General features: G+C 46.8%; 22 protein-coding genes. 18 read left to right on the forward strand and 4 right to left on the reverse strand.

The features are described 5' to 3' along the window. Positions 1–258 precede the first annotated feature (258 nt). Positions 259–729, forward strand: a complete 471-nt coding sequence (locus EYC62_06415) for a hypothetical protein (protein ID TAH33660.1) — start codon at positions 259–261, stop codon at positions 727–729. 69 nt (positions 730–798) lie between these two features. Here EYC62_06415 and EYC62_06420 read toward each other — a convergent pair whose 3' ends face one another. Together EYC62_06420 and EYC62_06425 are read right to left on the reverse strand one after the other, a co-directional pair. Then, a complete protein-coding gene (locus EYC62_06420) occupies positions 799–1,230 on the reverse strand; it encodes a hypothetical protein (protein TAH33661.1) in 432 nt (143 codons plus the stop codon). A gap of 80 nt (positions 1,231–1,310) precedes the next feature. Continuing rightward, a complete protein-coding gene (locus tag EYC62_06425; GenBank protein ID TAH33662.1) occupies positions 1,311–1,649 on the reverse strand; it encodes a hypothetical protein in 339 nt (112 codons plus the stop codon). A 352-nt stretch (positions 1,650–2,001) separates the two neighbouring features. Here EYC62_06425 and EYC62_06430 point away from each other — a divergent pair, with 352 nt between their 5' ends. From EYC62_06430 to EYC62_06480, 11 genes are all read left to right on the forward strand, one after another. After that, positions 2,002–3,201: a DUF4102 domain-containing protein gene (locus EYC62_06430; protein TAH33663.1), complete on the forward strand. Its 1,200-nt coding sequence runs from the start codon at positions 2,002–2,004 to the stop codon at positions 3,199–3,201. A 17-nt stretch (positions 3,202–3,218) separates the two neighbouring features. After that, on the forward strand, positions 3,219–3,944 hold the full coding sequence (locus EYC62_06435) for a hypothetical protein (GenBank protein ID TAH33664.1): 726 nt from the start codon (positions 3,219–3,221) through the stop codon (positions 3,942–3,944). A gap of 112 nt (positions 3,945–4,056) precedes the next feature. Further along, complete coding sequence (locus tag EYC62_06440) at positions 4,057–4,284, forward strand: DNA-binding protein (GenBank protein ID TAH33665.1); 228 nt, start codon at positions 4,057–4,059, stop codon at positions 4,282–4,284. Further along, complete coding sequence (locus EYC62_06445) at positions 4,247–5,164, forward strand: virulence-associated protein E (GenBank protein ID TAH33666.1); 918 nt, start codon at positions 4,247–4,249, stop codon at positions 5,162–5,164. Before EYC62_06440 ends, EYC62_06445 begins: the two co-directional genes overlap by 38 nt. After that, positions 5,154–6,941 carry a hypothetical protein gene (locus tag EYC62_06450; protein TAH33667.1) on the forward strand — a complete coding sequence of 596 codons (1,788 nt, stop codon included), beginning with the start codon at positions 5,154–5,156 and terminating at the stop codon, positions 6,939–6,941. The genes EYC62_06445 and EYC62_06450 overlap by 11 nt, the downstream gene beginning before the upstream one ends. 388 nt (positions 6,942–7,329) lie before the next feature. Continuing rightward, complete coding sequence (locus EYC62_06455; GenBank protein ID TAH33668.1) at positions 7,330–7,878, forward strand: DUF4231 domain-containing protein; 549 nt, start codon at positions 7,330–7,332, stop codon at positions 7,876–7,878. Next, positions 7,875–8,867, forward strand: a complete 993-nt coding sequence (locus EYC62_06460) for a hypothetical protein (protein ID TAH33669.1) — start codon at positions 7,875–7,877, stop codon at positions 8,865–8,867. Before EYC62_06455 ends, EYC62_06460 begins: the two co-directional genes overlap by 4 nt. Next, the gene (locus EYC62_06465; GenBank protein TAH33670.1) at positions 8,849–9,574 is read left to right on the forward strand and encodes a hypothetical protein; all 726 of its coding nucleotides are present in this window, start codon (positions 8,849–8,851) and stop codon (positions 9,572–9,574) included. Before EYC62_06460 ends, EYC62_06465 begins: the two co-directional genes overlap by 19 nt. Beyond that, a complete protein-coding gene (locus tag EYC62_06470) occupies positions 9,571–10,164 on the forward strand; it encodes a 7-cyano-7-deazaguanine synthase (protein TAH33671.1) in 594 nt (197 codons plus the stop codon). The genes EYC62_06465 and EYC62_06470 overlap by 4 nt, the downstream gene beginning before the upstream one ends. Further along, a complete protein-coding gene (locus EYC62_06475; protein ID TAH33672.1) occupies positions 10,165–10,686 on the forward strand; it encodes a TIR domain-containing protein in 522 nt (173 codons plus the stop codon). It abuts the gene before it with no gap. Positions 10,687–10,807: 121 nt separating this feature from the next. Beyond that, positions 10,808–11,503: a hypothetical protein gene (locus EYC62_06480; GenBank protein TAH33673.1), complete on the forward strand. Its 696-nt coding sequence runs from the start codon at positions 10,808–10,810 to the stop codon at positions 11,501–11,503. A 290-nt stretch (positions 11,504–11,793) separates the two neighbouring features. Here EYC62_06480 and EYC62_06485 read toward each other — a convergent pair whose 3' ends face one another. Together EYC62_06485 and EYC62_06490 are read right to left on the reverse strand one after the other, a co-directional pair. Further along, on the reverse strand, positions 11,794–12,207 hold the full coding sequence (locus tag EYC62_06485) for a hypothetical protein (protein TAH33674.1): 414 nt from the start codon (positions 12,205–12,207) through the stop codon (positions 11,794–11,796). A 6-nt stretch (positions 12,208–12,213) separates the two neighbouring features. After that, on the reverse strand, positions 12,214–13,101 hold the full coding sequence (locus EYC62_06490; protein ID TAH33675.1) for a hypothetical protein: 888 nt from the start codon (positions 13,099–13,101) through the stop codon (positions 12,214–12,216). Positions 13,102–13,182: 81 nt separating this feature from the next. Between EYC62_06490 and EYC62_06495 the strand changes: the two genes are divergently transcribed. The 6 genes from EYC62_06495 to EYC62_06520 all read left to right on the forward strand — a co-directional run bounded on the left by EYC62_06495 (position 13,183) and on the right by EYC62_06520 (position 17,340). Continuing rightward, positions 13,183–13,440: an XRE family transcriptional regulator gene (locus EYC62_06495; GenBank protein ID TAH33676.1), complete on the forward strand. Its 258-nt coding sequence runs from the start codon at positions 13,183–13,185 to the stop codon at positions 13,438–13,440. 152 nt (positions 13,441–13,592) lie between these two features. Next, a complete protein-coding gene (locus tag EYC62_06500) occupies positions 13,593–13,964 on the forward strand; it encodes a hypothetical protein (protein ID TAH33677.1) in 372 nt (123 codons plus the stop codon). 54 nt (positions 13,965–14,018) lie between these two features. Continuing rightward, the gene (locus EYC62_06505; protein TAH33678.1) at positions 14,019–15,632 is read left to right on the forward strand and encodes a copper resistance system multicopper oxidase; all 1,614 of its coding nucleotides are present in this window, start codon (positions 14,019–14,021) and stop codon (positions 15,630–15,632) included. Further along, complete coding sequence (locus EYC62_06510; protein TAH33679.1) at positions 15,622–16,344, forward strand: copper resistance protein B; 723 nt, start codon at positions 15,622–15,624, stop codon at positions 16,342–16,344. Before EYC62_06505 ends, EYC62_06510 begins: the two co-directional genes overlap by 11 nt. Before the next feature lie 16 nt (positions 16,345–16,360). Next, positions 16,361–17,044: a hypothetical protein gene (locus tag EYC62_06515; protein ID TAH33680.1), complete on the forward strand. Its 684-nt coding sequence runs from the start codon at positions 16,361–16,363 to the stop codon at positions 17,042–17,044. Between the two features lie 11 nt (positions 17,045–17,055). Further along, positions 17,056–17,340 carry a hypothetical protein gene (locus tag EYC62_06520; protein ID TAH33681.1) on the forward strand — a complete coding sequence of 95 codons (285 nt, stop codon included), beginning with the start codon at positions 17,056–17,058 and terminating at the stop codon, positions 17,338–17,340.

Here is a 17,340-nt window from a genome sequence, read left to right on the forward strand (position 1 = left end):
TTGCAGCAACGCAAAATAAAAATGATTCAATTCGAATATGGCAGGGCGAATATATTGTCGAAATTCCTTTTAAAAGATTGGTACGATTTATTAACGCCGCTGGGATACCGGATCGGCAAATTGTACCCGCAACATATTGATTTCAAAGATTACGATTTAAAAGACGAGGATTTTATCGGCCCGAATTACGTCGCGGTGCTAGATTGACGCGCCCATCCGCCCGGATTATAGTATGGGCATTAGGAAAAAAGGTGGGATATGACCAGAAAAGAATCAAGCCAAAATACAAAAACGACAACATTGATCGGTATCATTCAGACAGCATTGGCCAGCGGCAATTTGCAGATTGAGTCATCCGCGTTGCCCGAACTATTCCAAGGCGATATGGTCGCCAACGTGCATGCCAAGGTGCCAGATCAATACCGCAAGAGGTGGGTTTATGGCGACAACCGCGATTTGATGTCGATCGCCGAAGTCGTTGCGCATAACGAGTTCGATGCAAATTTCAAAGGCTGGGTTGCCCGCGCCGCACGGACCAGAACCGAGGCCAGCAAAGCCCGGGGTAAAACCGCCGGGGATAAGACTGGCCGCGCCGCCGACGAATTGGCTCGCCGCGCCAAAACGGGTGAAATTACCACTGCCGCTCAATTGGGCCCAGATCGCCGCGCGCGTGGCGCTGCATTAGTGGCTGGTGTTCGCAGCGCAGCCGCTGGACGCAGGCCGCGCTAAATAATATTCAGATCATAAAAAACGGCGGGGATGACCCGCCGTTTTCGTAATTACACAACAACGCACACCTTAGTCGATTTTGGTTTCAACCGGCGCGGCGCGGCGTTTGGTGTCGATCTCTTTTTCCATCTGATCGATTTTGGATTTGTACGCGGGGCAGTTTTTCTTGTCCATCCAATGTTGCAACGATTCAATGCGTTCCTTGTGGCCTTCCATTTCCACTTTTTCCGCATCCGATGTGTCCAGCGCGAACAACGCCGGCCAGAACAATACCGCGCCCACGGTGCCCATCACCACATTGCCGTCATGCGCGTCATTATGGTCTTTGTATAATTTGATCGCGGCGTTTTCGGATTTTTCAGCCTCGCGCCGCAATTGGGCGCAATTCAATGTTTCATCGCCATGTTTGTATGTCGCGACCGGCCGTGCCTCGCGCCCAGCGCACCCGCTTAAAATCATCGTCACTGCGATCATCGCCATCGCCGCATAAATTTTCTTCATGAACTTCCCCTGGTTGATTGCAATCCCAGCGCCACGCGGACGCCGGATCGGCTCATCCTGGCACAAGAATAAGGCTCTGTCTACTTTCGTCCGCCCGATGTTTGCTGGCGCAGGAATTCCGCCAGATGTGGCTGGATCGGCGTGGGTTCCGGGGTGGGGGCGGTTGGCGCGGACTCGCGCGGCAATATTTTTTCCGATGCCGCATCCGGGTCTTGCGCGTACAATAATTCCTTGTTCGAATCTTTTTCTATTTTTTCCAACTTCGCGTGCAAATACGCGATCAGTTTTTCCGCATATTGCAACCGCGCCAGAATCGATTGCACCCAGTATATCGCCAGCACCGCGCCCACCGCGCACGCTGCCACAATCAAAACGGAATTGGTTGCCGCCCAAAATGGCGCAATGTCTATCCAATCCAAATTATCACCTATTGTCTTGCCGCGGCCGGGATAAAGGCATGGCCGCGAATGATTTAATTGGTGCCCCGGCCTCCCTTCGCTAAAGATACGGAGGGCGAGTTCCTGTTATATTACTACTATATTATGGATTATGGCGCATCTAGTGAAACTTGAAATAGCGTAGGCGAATGGTGCCCCCGGTCGGGGTCGAACCGACACATCCTTGCGAATACCAGATTTTGAGTTTATTGTCTTATCGTTTTCACAGATTCTCATAAATTCTCATAGGTCTTCAAAGGGTTGGTAAATCAAGGTTTATGTGATACGTTGGTATCCATAAGTTCTCATGATTAACCAACTTAGTGATGTCTAAATGATGTCTGAACGTAAAAGGAATGTCAAGCTTACAAAGCGCTTCGTGGATAGCTTGAAAGCGCAAACCAAAGAACAGCGTTTCTGGGATGCTGATGTCAAGGGATTTGGGCTTCGCATCTGGCCTTCCGGCAAAAAAGTTTTTATCGTGCGCTATCGTCTGCCTCATCAAGGCAGTAAACACCCTCCCACCACCTATACCATTGGGGAATACGGCGTCAAAACTGTCGAAGAAGCCAGACAAGACGCAAAAGATATCGTTAGCCAAGCAGGCAAGGGTCTAGACGCCGCACAATCTCGAAAGAAACTAAAGGCGGAATGGACGATAAAGGAATTAGGTGAAGAGTATTTCGAGAAATACGTAAAAATATACAACAAACCGAGCGTTCAAAAGCAGATTCGCCGGGCGCTGGACAGGAAGATATATCCCAGGTTTGGACGTAGGTTGGTTGGGCATGTTACCCGCCGTGACGTTAAGGAATTTATCGCGGATATGGTGGCAACGCCTACGGAAGCTAATAACACATTTGCTTATTTTCGTAAAATGTTCAGCTACGCCGTAGATGCCGAAATTCGGCCGGACAATCCTTGTTTCCGCGTTAAGAAGCATAAAACGGAACACCGCAAGCGGATCTTTGAGGAGGTTGAAACCGAGAAGATTTTACAAGCTTTAAGTAAGGCTGAAAAAGAAAAACGATTTTATGATTCTTCCACGGCGCTTATACGATTTCTTTTTTCTACCGGTTTTCGCATCGGTGAGGCCGTAAACCTGAAGTGGGGAGAAGTTTATTCCGATACGATGCAGGTTATTATGGAGGATACGAAAACCGGCCGGTCGCACAGGCCAATATCTGAACATGCCCGTCAAATCCTATTGGAGCAAAAAGGCGATAATGCCGAGCAAGATGAAGATTTCGTTTTTGTTGTTCCAGGTACTAAAAAAGCTTTGAGTTACAGCTATCTCCGTATCGTTTGGAATTATGTGCGGGCGGAAACCAAAATTAAGAAAATCAATATTCATGACATCCGCCGCACATTCTTAACGATAGCGGGGACAATATCCGGCAACGCTTTCGCCGTGCGCGACATTGGCGGCCATAAAGACATTGCCACTACCAGTGGATATGTACAGCAGAATCTTAAAGCGCGTCAGGAACTGATGAATAATACGGCCAAAGCGATGCTGGCGAAGACGGCGTAGTAATGGAGAGGCGGTAAGTGATGCAGCCCAATATTTTAGAGACGATGAAAAATGTTAAAAACGTTCAAGAATTTAAAAGAATCACTTCTGACGTTTTGCATCTCCTATACGACCTGACCAATGATGATAAAATGGGGCAGGCTGCCCGGCTACTAGCACGCCAGCCGAACAAGCGCCGTGACTTAGAAATCGAAATATTGATTTGTTTTTGGTTGCTAGAGAAAAAGAACCCCTTAATTGGTTCAAAAGCAAGGGTAGTTAGATTTGAAGAAGGACGCCTTGTTGATCAGGGCATCGAAGAGGAATACCGGCCAATAGTTGCAATGACCATCGGCAAACAGGCCGCGGCGTTTGAAAGTTTTCTTAGGGACAGATATTCTGTGGTACCGGGAGTGTTGGTTAAATCGTTTAAGCGCCATTACCTAAAACATAAACAATTTTATGAAGCGGTAGACGATATAAAAATATCCTCCTTTTTGAGTGGCATAGAATATCTAACAGAAGGGAGGCTGCCTCTCCCGAAAGAATGGAATGTAAATGTCAATATTGCCAGCGCAGCGGCATCCTTGCATAAAAACTCAAAAATAAGAAATGCTGATCAGCGTAAAAGAAAAAAGGCGTTTGACAATCTACTTCAAAGCGCTGCTTACCCGCCAAATTATAAACCATCGCAGATTTTTCAGAACTTCAACGATGCATTAATGGCCGTTCTAAACTTCTACGTTTTGCGCGCCACTTCATAAACTCCTGTAAAAGAACATAAATTTACTGGACAAAAATCCGCATGTTTTTTGCCCAGTGACAGATATGGCAGTTTGTTCCAGCGTGCCCCTGTGCGAACACAGGGAGACCTACATGCACTCACAAACAAAACTTAGAACCGAAGAAGCGGCACAATATTTGGGGCTTTCCGCCAGTTTTCTGCGCCAGCTGCGCTGCAAGAAAAACAAAGGCCCCAAATTCTATCGAATTGGCCGCCGCGCAGTTGTTTATGATAAAGCTGATCTCGATTCATGGATGATATCCAAACACTGCTCTTCCACCCATGATTATTGCGTGCGTGAGAATGACTCCCATGAATAGCTCATGGGGGCCTCGCATAACTCTCGCGTTGGGAGGTAAATGGTATGGTGATTACGGTCAGGCACCATGCCCAGCTCACACAGATAAAAATCCTAGTCTGAGTATCAAAGAGGAAAATGGAAAAATTCTAGTGTATTGCCATGCGGGATGCACACAGCAGGCTGTGCTGGCTGCCTTAAATAATATGGAGTTATGGAAAAAACATCAACATTTTCTAGCTCCTTTTCAATATCAGACTTCACACATTTCTCGGCAACAACGCGGGAAATCATCGACAAGCTTTTTTAATATTAAACATTTATGGGATCAGGCTGAACCGATTAAAGGATCGCCTGCCCAAAATTATCTTTCGGGTCGGAGAATAAGATTGGTGGATTTAGAAAGCTTGAGATTCCATCCAGGCTTATATCATAGCCCGAGCGCAAGGGAATGGCCTACGATGCTGGGATTAGTGGTTAATGCTATAACACAAGAACCAGTTGCATTGCATAGGACTTTTTTGAACTATGGCGGCAACGGTAAAGCGCCGGTCGGAAAATCGAAAATGATGCTTGGCCCCAGCAAGGGGGGCATTATAGCCCTTGGAGGTTATGCGGAGAAAATTCTGGTGGGAGAGGGAATAGAAACCTCTTTATCAGCGATGCAAGCCACCGGCATTTCTGCTTGGGCAGCATTATCCTCATCTTTATTATCTTCTTTAAATTTACCGCCTTCGATTAAAGAAGCAATCATTCTTGTCGATGGCGGCAGCGCTGGCGAGACTGCCTCTCAACGAGCCGCGCACCGCTGGGCATTGGAAGGGAAAATAGTCCGGCTTGCCCGCGCTGGAAGTGATATCGACTTCAATGATTTGTTGATGGGACATAGTGATGCTCAATAAAAACGAAGCAAGAATTAACGCTATCATTGAAAATGCAGAGATATCAACCAACCCTGTTGATATCTTGTTAAGTGAGGTGGGTGCTGACCCAGGTGCACCATTTAAGCCGGAGAACCTTAAGCTATTGAAAAGTTTGAAGGCAGAAAATCTTGCCATATACGAGAATGTGCGCGCAAAGCTGAAAGATGAAGGCGTTAGAGTTTCTGAACTCGACAAGGCTTTAGCTGAGGATAAAGTTGGGGCTTTAAAACCGACCCAAGCGCAAAAATTAATCGCGTTGACGGAAGGGATGACCTTATTCCATGATCCCGATAACACAGGTTATGCGGAAATCCAAATAGATGGTCATACGGAAATTTGGCCGATCCGTAGTTCAAAGTTTAAGGAATTTCTAGCCAAAAAATATTATGAATTGTGCCAGGGCGCACCAAGTTCCGAGGCGTCTAATTCTGCCATTAATGTTATTCACGCGAACGCCGTTTTTGGCGGGGAAAAGAAAGACGTTTACCTGCGAGTTGCAAATTTTGAAGAAAAAATATTCTTTGATTTATGCAACGCGGAGTGGCAAGCCGTCGAAATTTCTCGCGATGGATGGAGAATAATGGAGGTTGCACCAGTTAAATTCCGTCGCAGCAAAGGCATGGCTCCTTTGTCTCTCCCGCAGTCAGGAGGAGACATAAATCTTCTAAGAAAATTCTTGAACGTTGGCTGCGAAGAACATTTTATTTTGGTGGTTGCTTGGTTATTGGCAGGCATAAGGGGTCAGGGATCGCTTCCTATTTTGGCGATTAATGGCGAACAAGGTTCCGCGAAGTCAACATGTGCCAGAATCCTTCGCACTCTTTTAGACCCGAGTACGGTGCCATTGCGCACTTTATCGAGTGACGAACAGAGTCTGGTAATTGCGGCGAACAATTCGTACATTCAAGCTTACGACAATATTTCATCGCTGCCTCCCTGGCTTTCCGATGCTTTGTGCAAACTCGCAACCGGCGGCGGGCTTACAAAACGGAAGCTGTTTGAGGATACAGACGAAATATTGTTAGATGTCAAACGCCCCGTTCTTTTAAACGGCATTGAGAGCTTTGTCAGCCGTCCCGACCTTGCCGACCGAACCCTGGCAATATCGCTATTGCCAATACCGGATGAACATCGCCGTACCGAAGAAGAGCTTTGGTGCAGTTTTGATGCCGTTGCACCTCAAATTCTTGGAGCATTGTTGGATGCGGCTGTACAAGGCTTAAGGAGGCTCAAGGAGATTAAGATGGAAAGCCTTCCTAGGTTAGCTGACTTTGCGCGGTGGGTCACCGCTTGTGAAGAAAAATTTTGGCCACCAGGAACTTTTATAAGGGCTTTTAATGCCAATAAAAATGAAATGGTGGAGAAGGTGCTGAGCGAAGACGGCGTAGCACTGGAAATTATCAAACTTCTGGAGGGCAAGTCTGAATGGGTGGGGACGGCGACTCAGTTGTTACAAGAAATTACCCAATCCAATGCAAAAAATTCTTTATTCCCCAAAAATCCAAGGGCAATGTCTGGTGTGCTGGAACGCCTTGCTCCATTTCTTCGTAGATATAATATAGAAATTGATCGGTATAAGGAAGGAAAAGCAAAAACACGACTTATCCGTATTTTACGAAAACCAGATTATACAACCATTACTGCGTCCGCACCGTCCGCACATGATCAATTCAGTGAAAAAACCGTTGATCCGGACGGTGCGGACGATGAAAACAGCCACTTTCTCTCTAATAGCACATGGGAGAAAGAGATTTGAATTTAATCTCACTCCTATTAGAGGCGCATAGGGCTGGAGTAGCTTTGCTTACGGAAGGTGGCAACCTAAAGCTAAAGGCTATTAAACCCCCTCCACAGCGGCTGTTAGACGCTATTACGGCCAGTAAGGCACATATCATCCAGTTGCTGACCCAGCCCACGCAAAGACAGGATATGGAGAATATAATTGCTGGTTATGAAGAGCGCGCCGCTATAGGGGAATTTTGCGGTGGTCAGAACCGCGTTGCAGCGGAAAATGGGGCGATGATGGACATTTTATCGACTTTGTAAAAGTGGGTAGCGTAGTAGGCTGTCACCTTGTCGCAAACAATGCCATGGTATTCGATTATGACTTTTAAGGCTCTTCAAGCAAATAGTGTTTTGCTTGAATGGATACACTTCTTGGCAATTGCTTTAAATTGTTATATCTAAACGTCATGACCAGTAAAACGCGCCAGACTCCCGATATGATTGCTGTCCCACAAACAGTATCCCAGCATCCTGCCTGGATGCGGTTGATGAGTCAAATCGAATGGTATGATTCTAGAAGTAGTAGGTCACAAACACTTTACAAGACGCTAAAGTTTTCACAGCTTTTCATTGCTGTCGCAATCCCTCTTCTAAGCCAGCTTGATCCGCTTTACGCGAAATGGAGCACATCGATTGCTGGCGCGTTAATAGCGGTGTTGGAAGGTGTTCAACATATGAATCAATATTCTACTCTTTGGTTTAGCTATCGTTCCACGGCAGAGCGTCTAAAACATGAGAAATATCTTTTCTTATCCAAGGCTGGCCCTTACCGCAATCTCTCCGAGGATGAAGCTTTGATCTCTCTTGCGGAACATACTGAAGAGCACGTATCAACCGAACATGCCAACTGGTTTAATGAAACCACCCGAAATCATCCGACTGATGCTCAGTCTGGTGAGAAGCAATGACAGCAGAAAATCGACCGGAAAATATAAAAATCGGCCAAATTGAATTGGCGCTACCAATATTTTTTCCGTCCGTATCTTCTGTTAAAACAAACTTGAAGCCTGCCGAATATGCGGGGGTTTTAAGTTCCGTTTCTGCGCTCAATAGACAGTTTTTGGTTTCTGCCTTCGATCTTAGCCATGCGTCGGCGGATGAAAAAATCGTTCTGCGCCAGTCCTTAGCGAAATCTTTAGAGGCTGGGAATGTAGTATTGCTGGATTCCGGTAACTATGAAAGTTTCTGGAAATCGGCAAAAGACAAATGGCAGCAAGCAAGATTCCATGAAGTGTTGCAAACATTTCCTTTCTCGATCGCTTTCAGTTTTGATGAGCAAAATCCTCCAGCTAAAGCAGAGGATCATATTGGGCTTATTATAGAGCGATGGCAGCAAGATCAAGCTGCCGCTGGGTCAAAACCAATCATCCCCATTATTCATGAAAATCCGAATATATTGCCATCGTTGTGCGCTAGAGTGGCTGAAAGCACCGGTGTGAACATGATCGCGGTGCCTGAGCGCAGGCTTGGGGAAGGAATATTTAACCGCGCCAATACGGTAAAAGAAATTCGTCAGGCATTAAGTGCAACAGGTCGTTATATCGCTTTACATCTTCTTGGCACAGGAAATCCTATTTCTTTAGCTATTTACACTTTGTCGGGCGCGGATAGCTTCGATGGGCTGGAATGGTGCCAAACGGTCGTAGATCATGATACCGCGTTGCTTTTTCACTCCACACAATTCGATTTCTTCCGGGGTCAGACGGATTGGGGCGATAAAAACTTATCTTTCGTTGCGCGCACCTTAACTCATAACTTAGAGTTCTATACGGATTGGATGAAACGCTTAAGTCAGGCAGCACATGAAAATAAAGGTATAGATTTTTGCAGAGCTAATTTTCCAAGAAAAATCTTTACTATGAGCGCCACCGCTCTTGGATGGGAGCAGCAAACTTGATTATTGACGCGATCAACAAAACTATTAAAGCGTTATGCGGCGAAATCCAGGAGCAAGCCGCTCCTGATCTTGAGTGGAGGCGTCTTTCGGAGGATCGGCTATGGCATGAGCTTGCGGTCTGCATGTTCAGCAGCCAAATGCTCTATGAAACGGCTTTAGGGGCTGCCAATAGAGTTTATGAACAAGGGCTGCTGAGCTTCAATAATTGGTTAGCACATGGCCCTAGCTACGAAAACAGTCTTATCGCTGCTCTTTCAGAGCCATTATCTATTAACGTTCATGGGGTCAATCGAGAAGCGCGGCCAAGGTTTAAAAATCGTTTAGCTTCTTTGTTGAACAGAACCATGTCCGAAATGAACGCCTGCAATATATCGTTGCATGAATTGCTTGACTCGTCCTTATCAGAACACCAAGCGAGAGAACAGCTAATGGAACAGGTGTGGGGCTTTGGCCCCAAGCAGGCAAGCTTATTTCTGCGTCGGATCGGCTATTGCACAGAACTTGCAGTGCTTGATACGCATCTATTGGATTATTTAAAATTAGCATTAGAGATGGATATTAAACCAAGCGCATTGTCCAATTTGTCTTCTTATAAAAATATGGAAAGCCAATTTCAAACCATAGCCAACGATTTTGGTTATCCCGTTGGTTGCGTAGATCTTGCAACATGGATCACTATGCGCGTCGCAAAACGAGATTTTTTATGAAATTAGTCAATCTAGTTTCAGGCGGCCTTGATTCGACCTTGGTGGGTGTCTTGGCCCGTGAAGAAGGAATGGAAATATTTCCATTGTTTGTTGATTATGGTCAAAGGGCAGCAAAGAAAGAATGGGATATATGCGTAAACGTGCATAATGCTCTCAATATGCCCGCTCCAATAAAAATGAATTTATGTGGCTTCGGTGAAATAATCCAATCGGGATTAACGTCCCCTGCTTTAGACATTAAAGAAGATGCTTTTACTCCTGGTAGAAACCTACTTTTTCTGCTTGCTGGGAGTTCATATGCTTATCAAGTTGGCGCAGGCGCGGTGGCTATTGGTCTATTGGCTGAACAATTCAGTTTATTTCCAGACCAAAGAAAACCATTTCTAAATCAGGCCGAAGAAACAATAAAAATTGCGCTTGGTCGCAGCATAGCGATAACAGCCCCTTTGTTTGATTTCAGCAAAGCCGACGTGGTAAAGCTTGCCCAAGAAAAAGGTGTTGCGGGCACCTATTCCTGCCATAGCGGCAATGATACCCCTTGCGGGCGGTGTATATCTTGCTTAGAATTTAAGCTCACTAAGGAGGCGTAAATGGGTGGTGGTTCAGGCGGCGGCCTATCAACAAAAGACATCGAGAGCCTTGAAAGCAGCGCCAAGCAAAAACTAAAGGCGGCAACAAGCGGAAACGATGAAACAGGCGGCAGCAGCTGTCCACATGTTTTTATTAGTTTTTCTCACGACAATATAAATGACATAAACTTGTTTCGTGCCCAAGCCAGGAATGACAATACAGAGCTTGAGTTCGATGATCATTCACTTAAAGAACCATATGACAGTACCAATGCTGATTATATTAAGCGAGGTATTCGTGATCGAATCGACCGCTGCTCAGTGACCATTGTTTATCTCACGGAAGACAGCGCTGATAGCAAGTGGGTTAATTGGGAGATTGAGGAAAGTATAAAACGGGGTAAAGGTGTTATCGGTTTTTATAGCGGGGACTCCCCGCCCAAGAATTTTCCCCCCGCATTTAGAGAAAATAATTGCAAAGCAGAAAAATGGTCTCACGAAGCTTTAAACCGAGCCATAGAAGAAGCCTGTAAAAACCGTTAGCTAAGAAAGCTCGCACGTTGTTGATGATAAATGGGGCATATGCGTGAAAACATGCCGTTTCTGCTTGCGTGAGAGAAAGTTGGTTAATTCTCACATCATCCCTCGGTGGTGTTTTGATGTAATGGAGCCGGAATCGCCGATCAGCAAAGCGAGAATAATCAGCTCTTCCCCACACTTTCATCCTAAGCGTGTTCCTACCGGTGTATACGATAATGGCATTTTATGCGCGGAATGTGATAATCAATTCTCTCCTTACGAAAACCACGCCAAAGATATACTTACTCGTCCTATCGACCAACGTTACGTTCTTCGCGATCCCCCAAATGTGGGTGAAGCCATTGGCTATAACCCACCGGTTGGCGATTATATACAATTAAAATTGTTTTTTCTTTCGATTTTGTGGAGAGCGGCAATATCGACCAACCAGTTTTATGCACACGTCCGATTGGGTGTGCATGAAAAAAAGTTAAGGGAAATGTTGCAGGCTAATGATGTGGGTACTGTTGATGACTTTTCGGTTCTATTAAGCAAGAATACCGATCCAAGTGATATTATGAGCAGAACTATATGTGATCCCGTCAAAAAGAAAATAGAAGGCATCCGCGTATATTATTTCCAATTGCCGGACGTGATATTTCGCATTAAGGCGGATAAACGCCCTTTGCCTAACAAAGTGCGGGAATTTGCAATATGTCCTGAGCGACCATTCTTTTGTCTTTTACAAGATTTTAACAACAGTAACGAGCGTGATAATCTATTGAGAATAGGAAAAGGGCTGCATAATTACTATCAGCTTAAAGAAAAAAAGAAGTCCTAAATGTTTCATTTTGGAAAAATCATATAACGTCAGAATTCTGCCTGCGGCATTTGTACCCATATTTTTGGTTTGTTTCCTCTAGTAGGATATCAAGCCTCTTATATACGCCCTGTTGAACGGCATAAAATGCCTCGTCGATGAGAACCATTTTTTCCTCAAAAGTGAAGCGTCTTAAATCTTCGCGCTTAAGATTCGCTAAATTTAAAAGGGCCAGTTTTAAATCTTGAGATATATCTCTATCGTAATAAGAGGTGGGAACATAAGATGGTTCCAAATCAATCGAGCTAACTTCATTCTCTTGCCTTGGCTTCTTGTGATGCATTTTTTTCCCGCTCTAATTCCAATATATTTTCTACTATTCTTATAGCTTGATAAGCATAGACACTAAAACCAAATCCTATCGCCAAAAAACAAGCAGACCACCACCCCAGCGCATTTTTGTTCAGCAGCCAAATGAAAAGGCCAGTATAAATGATCAGCACGGCCCCGTAACCGTCCGCATCGCGCGGCGCTATGGTTAGCTTGAGAAGTAAAAAATATAGCCCAATAAAAATTGCCGTTTTTAACCAGAAACCTGCATTCTCAATTCCAAAAATCGCAAGCTTGCAAACTACCAAACCGCAAATTATTGCAATTCCTATAACGATCATGTTTGATTCGCGAAGAAGTTCTCTAAGCGCTGGATCTCGTGCGGGATGTAACATGGCTGCTTAAAAACTTCTACAAGTGAAACCGCCCCATCCATCAGGCATGCAGTTTACGTTCTGGGGAGGCTTTGGCGCTTGGCGCTGTGCTTGATTGTCAAAATCTTGTTTCTGCCGTTGAAAGTTCTGACCGGCTAAATAAGGATTGTTTTGGCAGGCGGCCACATCAGCCATCGGCCCGCTAAAACCGCCCTTGGGAATGGACATGGCTTGCTGCACACAATTTTGGTATGCCCAGTTATTGGCGGCGGATTGGTTTGCGGCATCCTGCCTTTCTTGCTGTATATTTCGCGTTGCGATAATTCGCTCTCTCTGCGCCTGTTCTAATGCGGCATGTCTTTTGTTTAGAGTGCTCCGCGCTTCGTCTTCCGATGTTTTTTCTTTTACAACATCTTTGGCTACTTGCATGGCATAGATCAAATAGTCCAATCCTATGTCTTTATAAACGTAACGATTTTGAAACTGATCGTTTTTCCAACGCTCGAACGTACATGCTAAAGCTTTCGTCAAGCTTGAATGTTCTTGTTCGCAGATTTGCTGATGATAGCGAATTACGTCAATAGCGGGCCGTCCCGTATTCCGATCCGCTTTTCTTGCCGCAACTTCCGCATTAACAATGTTATAGCGGTCAGCTAGCAGGCTGCGCGCCTTATCTTCCGAAATCTTTTTTGATTTAACCTGTTCTGCTAAACCTTTAGCGTAACCGGTATAATCGGGTAAAAGATCGTTGTTACGGTCATTCTGAATCGTCGTGTCCGCATGTGTTGCCTTGTCCAAACAGTTAACCATGTCCGGAAAATATGGGTTCTTTTTTTCACAACTGGACTGTTGATAATCCAGCCCAGCGCAAGCGGAAAGGGTTAGAAATAAAGCAAGTGAAAATAGAAGCCGCATAGCAACACCTGTTGGTTAAGACCTACATTTTGTAGGTCATAGCCTACATACAAATACTTGTCAAACCAACATCCTAAAGGAATGAAATTAAATGAAACTTTCGGTGTTAACATCCGCCGCTTGCGCACGGTGCGGCAGATGACACAGCAAGACCTGGCCTTAGAGGCGGAGGCTGACCGGAGCTATATTTCCGAGATTGAAGCGGGCCACAAAAACGCGACGTTGGATTTCGTGGAAAGAATAGCAAAGGTTTTCGGGCTGCCAGCGCATAATCTCATCCAGCCGGATTTTGAACCTCCCGTCAAGCCTGAGCGCCGATTAAAGCAAACGAAGCGATAACTATTTCTTAAGTAAAAATCCAGAAATAGTACTCGCACCGCGTCAGGTTCAATTAATTTTGCCGGATTTGCTCATACCCCTACATTTTTTAACAAATACCCTATATAATAACCATCGTGAGAAAAATCCTTCTATCCTTCCTTGCCCTGCTAATGCTCACGCCCTCGTTGGCGTGTGCGATGCCTATGTGCGTGGATAAGCCGAAGCAAGAGGCAGCGGCGAAGCCGCCATGCGATGGGCATGGGATGCAAATGCAGCATCAAAATGCTGATGGCAAGCCCGCAACCGCTGGCTTGATGAAGGATTGCTTAGGCGTAGACTTTCAATTGGCCGATGCCGGGCCGGTTTTGAAAAAGCCAGACTTGCAAAAAGACTTTTCTTTCTCTCTTGCTAGTGCCCTGATCGTGGCCGATTCCATCGTATTGGACGGCACCAAAGGCAATCGCGGCCCGCCCGATTGGCCGGGCCTGTTTAACGCCACTTCTCCCTCTATTATCCTCAGCACTCAACGCCGCCTGATATAGGTTCCCCTGCGCTTGGTTTAGTTTTGCGCAGTTATTTTTATTTGGGGAATTTCTATGAGGCGTTTTCTATTTTTATTAGCAATTAGTCTATGGTCTTTAACCGCATTCGACGCGCAAGCAGCTGAATATCGGCTGGATATTGCGCGCGGGCCAGTCAATGTTACCGACCATTCGGTTGAGAAGATTACCATCAACGGCGGCATTCCTGGGCCGACCCTTCGTTTTACCGATGGCGATGAAGCCGTTATCCATGTCAGCAACCACTTGGACGAAGCTACATCCATACATTGGCATGGCTTGATCTTGCCGGGCGAGATGGACGGGGTTCCGGGGTTTAATAAATTTCCAGGCATCAAACCGGGCGAAACCTTCACTTATCGCTTCCGCCTGCGGCAAACCGGCACCTATTGGTATCACGCGCACAGCATCGGGCAGGAACAAGACGGGCATTATGGCTCGATCATAGTCGCGCCGCGCGGCAAAGACCCGATCCAAACCGACCGGGACTATGTGGTGCTGCTTTCCGATTTTACCGAGGAAGATTCCGGCGCGGTCATGGCCAATCTGAAAATGGCGTCGGATTATTATAACGTTGCCCGTCGGACTATCGGCGATTTTTTCGATGATGTTAAGGCCAAAGGTTTCAGCAAGGCTTGGAAAGACACGAAAGATTGGGGCGAAATGCGCATGTCGCCCACCGATCTGAGCGATGTCAGCGGTTATACGTTCCTGATGAACGGCAAATCCCCCGATCAAAACTGGACGGGGATATTTAAACCGGGCGAACGTGTACGCTTACGCTTCATCAACGCTTCCGCCATGTCGATTTACGATGTGCGGATTCCGGGCTTGAAAATGACAGCGGTACAGGCGGACGGGCAGAATATCGAGCCTTTGAAAATCGACGAGTTCCGCTTTGCTCCTGCCGAAACCTATGATGTCGTGGTCACACCGGAAGAAGATAAGGCCTATACCGTCGCCGCCGAATCCATCGACCGCACCGGCTTCGCGCTCGGCACGCTTGCGACACGCGATGGTATGAGGGACAAGATTCCCACCCATCGCCAGCGCGCGCTTTTGACCATGGGCGATATGGGCAGCATGATGGATATGGAAAATATGGTCATGACGCCGGAGGATATGAAAAGCGGCTGGGCCGACGCCGGAACGCCCAAAGGCGATAAAGCGCTGAGTTATAAAGACTTGCGCTATGCCGGAATCCAGAAAGACACGCGCGATGCCGGTCGCACCATCGACGTGCGTCTTGGCGGAAATATGGAGCGTTATATCTGGACGCTAAACGGCAAGAAATTCATGGACGCCGAACCGATCCGCTTGAAATATGGCGAGCGGGTGCGGCTAACATTCACCAACGAAACCATGATGGCGCATCCGATGCATTTGCATGGCATGTTCGTGCAGCTGGAAAACGGCCAGCCTCTGGAAAAACTGCCCAACAAGCATACGGTTCTGGTGCCGCCCGGCCAATCCTATTCGGTGTTGTTAACCGCAGACGAAGTGGGTGAATGGGCGTTTCATTGCCATCTTTTGTACCACATGATGTCCGGCATGATGACAAAAGTGGTGGTGGCAAAACTGGGTGAAACCGATATGCCGGTTCAGCCCGCATCCGATAATTCCACTTCGGGAGGTTCCCATGCGCATTAGAATAATACTGGCGGCAATGTTCCTCTGCCTGGCTTTATCCCCGGCGATGGCGGAAGAAATGGCGCATATGATGGCCGAAGAACACGGCGGCGGTACCTTCCATATGTTCCGGCTGGAAACCGATTATGGAGCCGGGCAAAACGGCGCTGTAGCAAGCTGGGATTTTGACGGCTGGATCGGCGGCGATGACAACAAGCTGTGGCTGAAAAGCGAAGGCGAAACATCGGACGGGAAAACCGAGCAAGCCGAGTTTTGGGCGCTATATAGCCGCAATATCGCAACCTTTTGGGACGCGCAAATCGGCTTGCGCCACGATACGCGCCCATCATCTACTACCTACTTGGCGATGGGTTTTGAAGGGCTTGCGCCGTATTTCTTTGAAACCGAGGTGCATATATTCGTCAGCGAGAATGGCGATTTTAGCCTGCGCTTGCGCGAGGAGAATGATTTTCTGCTGACCCAAAAACTGATTCTACAACCCTATGCCGAGATTAACCTGTCCGCCAACGACGTGCCGGAAAATCACATCAGCTCCGGCTTTACCAATGGCGAAATCGGCTTGCAAACGCGCTACGAGTTCACGCGCAAATTCGCGCCGTATTTGGACTTGCGCTACGAGCGCAAATTTGGCGACACCGCGTCCATGGCCACAAGCGATGGAGAAGACAAAGACGATTTTATTGCCGCAATCGGTTTGCGGCTGATGTTTTAACTCACCTCAAAGGAGAATGACTATGAAAAAACTAATGTTAATGGCCGCTTTACTCTCGCTGGCCAACCCAGCATTTGCCAAGGAATATATCATCAAGGAAGTCAGCGATCCCGCCGGTAAAACGCCTTATTACTTTTCCCCGGACAAGTTGACTATTCAACCGGGCGATACCGTAACCTTCGTCAATGCGCAGGAAGATATGCACGACGTCATGTTTATTAACGTCCCCAAAGGTGTCGATGAAATGATTATGAGTCCGATGCATGAAAAAGAAGGCGAGAAATGGTCGTATACTTTCACTGTTCCTGGCACGTATCAATTTCATTGCCACCCGCATGAGGCTTTGAATATGAAAGGCACGCTGATTGTCGGCCAAGCCTCGAAGCCCGGCGAAACCAAAGCCATGGATCACCATAAGCTTGCGCAAAAAGCCGAAGGTGGCGCGCCGGAGACAAAGGCGGCAGCCAGCAAGGACACCCAAGCCACCGGCAAGGTCAATAGCGTCGATATAGACAAGCGCACGATCAATGTAACCCACGATCCGATTAAGGCGCTGGGTTGGCCGAAAATGAAAATGGAATTTCCAGTCGATAAAGGCGTTGATATATCCGGCGTAAAACCGGGCGATGCCGTGTCATTCACGCTGAAAGCAGGCGCGAACGATGATTACACCGTCAACAGCATTAAGAAAAACCAGTAAGGAGAATTATCATGAAACCATATGTATTGATTCTATCCGCGTTTTTGGGTGCAGCTCTCTTCACAATTCCGGCTTATGCCGAAGCACAACCGGCAGCGCAAATCGTGCCGCCGAAATACGAGCATTTGCCCGCAAGGGAATTTGAGCGGCGCAGAGCCGGGATTAAGCGGATAGTCCATTTATCGCCGATGCTGATTCAAAAAATCGACGTGGTTGACGATAGTCGCATGTCGAGCGGCGAAATCGCTATCCCCGATGTGCCGCGCCCGACTTTTAAGAAATATCAAGCCCGCTAA

The organism is Alphaproteobacteria bacterium (genome assembly GCA_004295055.1).
GTDB lineage: Bacteria > Pseudomonadota > Alphaproteobacteria > SHNJ01 > SHNJ01 > SHNJ01.

Excerpts from the sequence above, each read along its gene's own strand:
- EYC62_06520 (TAH33681.1), top strand. The coding sequence starts at position 17,056 with ATGAAACCATATGTATTGATTCTATCCGCGTTTTTGGGTGCAGCTCTC.
- EYC62_06465 (TAH33670.1), top strand. The coding sequence starts at position 8,849 with ATGGGAGCAGCAAACTTGATTATTGACGCGATCAACAAAACTATTAAA.
- EYC62_06515 (TAH33680.1), top strand. The coding sequence starts at position 16,361 with ATGACTATGAAAAAACTAATGTTAATGGCCGCTTTACTCTCGCTGGCC.
- EYC62_06485 (TAH33674.1), bottom strand. The coding sequence starts at position 12,207 with ATGTTACATCCCGCACGAGATCCAGCGCTTAGAGAACTTCTTCGCGAA.
- EYC62_06480 (TAH33673.1), top strand. The coding sequence starts at position 10,808 with ATGGAGCCGGAATCGCCGATCAGCAAAGCGAGAATAATCAGCTCTTCC.
- EYC62_06450 (TAH33667.1), top strand. The coding sequence starts at position 5,154 with ATGCTCAATAAAAACGAAGCAAGAATTAACGCTATCATTGAAAATGCA.
- EYC62_06415 (TAH33660.1), top strand. The coding sequence starts at position 259 with ATGACCAGAAAAGAATCAAGCCAAAATACAAAAACGACAACATTGATC.
- EYC62_06490 (TAH33675.1), bottom strand. The coding sequence starts at position 13,101 with ATGCGGCTTCTATTTTCACTTGCTTTATTTCTAACCCTTTCCGCTTGC.
- EYC62_06455 (TAH33668.1), top strand. The coding sequence starts at position 7,330 with ATGGATACACTTCTTGGCAATTGCTTTAAATTGTTATATCTAAACGTC.
- EYC62_06445 (TAH33666.1), top strand. The coding sequence starts at position 4,247 with ATGATTATTGCGTGCGTGAGAATGACTCCCATGAATAGCTCATGGGGG.
- EYC62_06420 (TAH33661.1), bottom strand. The coding sequence starts at position 1,230 with ATGAAGAAAATTTATGCGGCGATGGCGATGATCGCAGTGACGATGATT.
- EYC62_06460 (TAH33669.1), top strand. The coding sequence starts at position 7,875 with ATGACAGCAGAAAATCGACCGGAAAATATAAAAATCGGCCAAATTGAA.
- EYC62_06510 (TAH33679.1), top strand. The coding sequence starts at position 15,622 with ATGCGCATTAGAATAATACTGGCGGCAATGTTCCTCTGCCTGGCTTTA.
- EYC62_06470 (TAH33671.1), top strand. The coding sequence starts at position 9,571 with ATGAAATTAGTCAATCTAGTTTCAGGCGGCCTTGATTCGACCTTGGTG.
- EYC62_06495 (TAH33676.1), top strand. The coding sequence starts at position 13,183 with ATGAAATTAAATGAAACTTTCGGTGTTAACATCCGCCGCTTGCGCACG.
- EYC62_06475 (TAH33672.1), top strand. The coding sequence starts at position 10,165 with ATGGGTGGTGGTTCAGGCGGCGGCCTATCAACAAAAGACATCGAGAGC.
- EYC62_06440 (TAH33665.1), top strand. The coding sequence starts at position 4,057 with ATGCACTCACAAACAAAACTTAGAACCGAAGAAGCGGCACAATATTTG.
- EYC62_06430 (TAH33663.1), top strand. The coding sequence starts at position 2,002 with ATGATGTCTGAACGTAAAAGGAATGTCAAGCTTACAAAGCGCTTCGTG.
- EYC62_06505 (TAH33678.1), top strand. The coding sequence starts at position 14,019 with ATGAGGCGTTTTCTATTTTTATTAGCAATTAGTCTATGGTCTTTAACC.
- EYC62_06500 (TAH33677.1), top strand. The coding sequence starts at position 13,593 with ATGCTCACGCCCTCGTTGGCGTGTGCGATGCCTATGTGCGTGGATAAG.